The organism is Kitasatospora sp. NPDC054795, from assembly GCF_053611565.1.
Genome location: NZ_JBSHAP010000265.1, coordinates 1 through 3,873 on the forward strand (window position 1 = coordinate 1; position 3,873 = coordinate 3,873).

The 3,873-nt window shown below is 75.5% G+C and carries 1 protein-coding gene; it reads left to right on the top strand.

Translation table 11 applies throughout. The annotated features are described in order from the left end of the window. Positions 1-3,873: type I polyketide synthase (locus ACWGJO_RS41220; RefSeq protein WP_452190913.1), on the top strand; the 3,873-nt coding region annotated here is incomplete at both ends.

Here is a 3,873-nt window from a genome sequence, read left to right on the forward strand (position 1 = left end):
ACTACGCGGCGGCGAACGCCTTCCTGGACGCCTGGATCCAGCGGCGCCGCGACCGCGGTCTCGCCGGACTCTCGATCGCCTGGGGCGCCTGGGCGCAGGACGGCCTCGCCACCGGCGAGGTGGTCGTCGAGCGGCTGCGGCGCGGCGGCGTGCTGCCGATGGACCCGGAACTCGCGATCCAGGCCCTGGCCAGGGCCGTCGACCACGACGAGACCGAGCTGAGCGTCGCCGACATCGACTGGCCGCAGTTCCTCGGCGGCTTCACCGGCTCCCGCCCGAGCACCCTGCTCGCGGACCTGCCGGAAGCCGCGGCGCGGCCCGCGCCCGTCGGGGCGGAGGCCCCCGTGCCGATGGGCTCCGAGCTGGCCTCGGCGCCGGCCGGCCGGCGCCGTCAGCTGCTGCTCGACCTCGTCCGGGCCCAGGCCGCGTCCGTGCTCGGCCACGCCTCGGTCGACGCGGTGGCGCCCGCCCGGGCCTTCCGGGAGCTGGGCTTCGACTCGCTGACCGCCGTCGAACTGCGCAACCGGCTCGGCGCCGAGACCGCGCTGCGGCTGCCGACGACGCTCGTGTTCGACCACCCGACGCCCACCCGGCTCGCCGATCACCTGCTCGGCCTGATGCTCGGTGACCGGGCCGTGCTGACCGAGGCGATGGCGCCCGCACCGGCCGGGACCGACGAGCCGATCGTGATCGTCGGCATGAGCTGCCGCTTCCCCGGCGACGTCGGCACGCCCGCCGAACTGTGGCAGCTGCTGACCGACGGCGCGGACGGCGTCGGCCCGTTCCCGACCGACCGCGGCTGGGACCTCGACCGCGACGCCGGGACGTACGCGCCCGAGGGCGGCTTCCTCCGGCACGCCACCGACTTCGACGCGAGCCTCTTCGGCATCTCGCCGCGCGAGGCCCTCGCGATGGACCCCCAGCAGCGGCTGCTGCTGGAGGCGTCCTGGGAGGCCTTCGAATCTGCGGGCACCGACCCGCTGTCCGTCCACGGCGCCCCCGTCGGCGTCTTCGTCGGCACCAACGGCCAGGACTACGGCACCCTGCTCGCCGCCTCCGACGAGGAGGTCGAGGGGCACGTGCTCACCGGCAACGCCGCGTCGGTGCTCTCCGGCCGGGTGGCGTACGCCTTCGGTCTCGAAGGACCGGCACTGACCGTGGACACGGCCTGCTCCGCCTCGCTGGTCGCCCTGCACCTCGCGGCGCAGGCGCTGCGCCGGGGCGAGTGCGAACTGGCGCTGGCCGGCGGTGTCACCGTGATGTCCACCAACACCGCCTTCGCCGAGTTCGCCCGGCAGGGCGGCCTGGCCTCGGACGGCCGCTGCAAGGCCTTCTCGGCCGAGGCGGACGGCACCGGCTGGTCGGAGGGCGTCGGCGTGCTGGTGCTGGAGCGGCTGTCGGACGCGCGCCGCCACGGGCACGAGGTGCTGGCGGTGGTGCGCGGCAGCGCGGTCAACCAGGACGGTGCGTCGAACGGTCTGACGGCGCCGAACGGCCCGTCGCAGGAGCGGGTGATCCGGCAGGCGCTGGCGAGCGCCGGGCTGTCGGCCGCCGACGTCGACGCCGTCGAGGCGCACGGCACCGGTACCCGCCTCGGCGACCCGATCGAGGCGCAGGCACTGCTGGCCACGTACGGCCAGGAGCGGGCCGGTGAGCCGCTCTGGCTCGGCGCGATAAAGTCCAACATCGGCCACACCCAGGCCGCGGCCGGTGTGGCGGGTGTGATCAAGATGGTGCAGGCGCTGCGGCACGGGGTGCTGCCGGCCACCCTGCACGTCGGTGAGCCGTCGCCCCAGGTCGACTGGTCGGCGGGGGCGGTGGAACTGCTCACCGAGTCCCGCCCGTGGCCCGAGCTGGACCGGCCGCGCCGGGCCGGTGTCTCCTCCTTCGGCATCAGCGGCACCAACGCCCACGTCATCCTGGAGTCCGCGCCCGCGGTGGCGGCCGAGGAGCCGATGGCCGTCGAGGGCGTGCTGCCGTGGCCGGTGTCGGGGCGGACCGCCCCCGCACTGGCGGCGCAGGCCGGGCGACTGGCCGGATTCCTCGCGGCCGCACCGGAGTTCGCTCCGGCGGAGGTGGCCGCGGGGCTGCTGTCCCGGGCCGCGCTGGACCACCGCGCGGTGGTGTTCGGTGGCGACCGGGACGAGCTGCGCTCCGGTGTCGCCGCGCTGGCGGCGGGCGAGCCCTCGGCCCAGGTGGTCTCGGGCGTCACGGCGCAGGGCGGTACGGCGTTCCTGTTCACCGGTCAGGGCTCGCAGCGGGCCGGGATGGGGGCCGGGCTGTACGCGCGGTTCCCGGTGTTCGCGGCGGCCTTCGACGCGGTCTGCGCGGAGTTCGACCTGCTGCTGGACCGGCCGGTGAAGGACGTGGTGTTCGAGGGGGCGGAGGATCTGGACCGTACGGTGTGGGCGCAGGCCGGGCTGTTCGCGGTCGAGGTCGCCTCGTACCGGTTGCTCGAATCCTGGGGCGTGACGGCCGACTTCCTGCTCGGCCACTCGATCGGCGAGATCGCCGCGGCGCACTGCGCCGGAGTGTTCTCGCTCGCCGACGCCTGCGCCCTGGTGGCGGCGCGCGGCCGGCTGATGGACGCGCTGCCCGAGGGCGGGGCGATGCTGGCGGTGCAGGCCACCGAGGCCGAGGTCCGCGACGCGATCGGCGACCGGCTGGACGTCGCCGCCGTCAACGGGCCGACCTCGCTGGTGGTCTCGGGCCCGGCGGAGGCCGTCGAGGAGCTCGCCGAGCGCTGGCGGGCCGAGGGTCGCAAGACCAGCCGGCTGACCGTCTCGCACGCCTTCCACTCGGCCCTGATGGAGCCGATGCTCGCCGAATTCGCCGCCGTGCTCGGCGGGTTGACCTACTCGGAGCCGCAGCTGCCGATCGTCTCCGACCTGACCGGCGAACTCGCCGGGCCCGGGCTGATGTCCACCCCCGAGTACTGGGTGCGGCAGGTCCGCGAGGCGGTCCGCTTCGCCGACGGCGTCGACGCCCTGCACCGTGAGGGCGTGACCCGCTTCGTGGAGCTCGGCCCGGACGGCGTGCTGACCGCGCTGGCCGGCCGGATGCTCCCCGACGCGGTCTGCGCGCCGCTGCTGCGCAAGGACCGGGACGACCACGACACGGCCCTGCGGGCGCTCGCCACGCTGTGGACGGCCGGGGCGGAGATCGACTGGTCCGGGCTGCTGCCGGCCGGTCGTCCGGCCCAGCTGCCGACCTACGCCTTCCAGCGGGAGCGCTACTGGCCGAAGGCCGCGCCTGGAACGGCCGTCGTGGCCGACCCGGACGAGGCGCGCTTCTGGCAGGCCGTGGAGCGCCAGGACCTCGGCGAACTCGCCGCGGCCCTGGAGATCGACCGGGCGCCCGAGGAACTGGGCTCCGTCCTGCCGGTGCTGTCCTCGTGGCGGCAGCGGCGTCGGGTGGATTCGGTGGTGGACTCCTGGCGGTACCGGGTGACGTGGAAGCCGTTGGCCGGTTCGGCGGAGGGGCGGCTGTCGGGTCGTTGGCTGCTGGTGACGGGTGCGGGTGCGTCGGTGGAGGGCGTGGAGAGCGCGCTGCTGGCCGCCGGTGCGGAGGTCGTTCCGCTGGCCGTCGACGGTGCCGGTCGGGAGGAACTGGCCGACCGGATCAGCGAGTTGAATGCCGAGGGCGAGTTCGCGGGCGTGGTCTCGCTGCTCGCGGCCGACGCCGAGCCGCACGCCGAGCCGCACGCCGGGGGCTCGCTGCTCCCGGCCGGGGTGGCCGCGACGCTGACCCTGCTGCACGCCCTCGCCGACTCCGGCGCGCGGGCGAAGCTGTGGTCCCTGACGTCCGGTGCGGTGTCGGTGGGCCGGGCGGACCGGTTGGTGAGTCCGTGGCAGGCGCAGGTGTGGGGTCTGG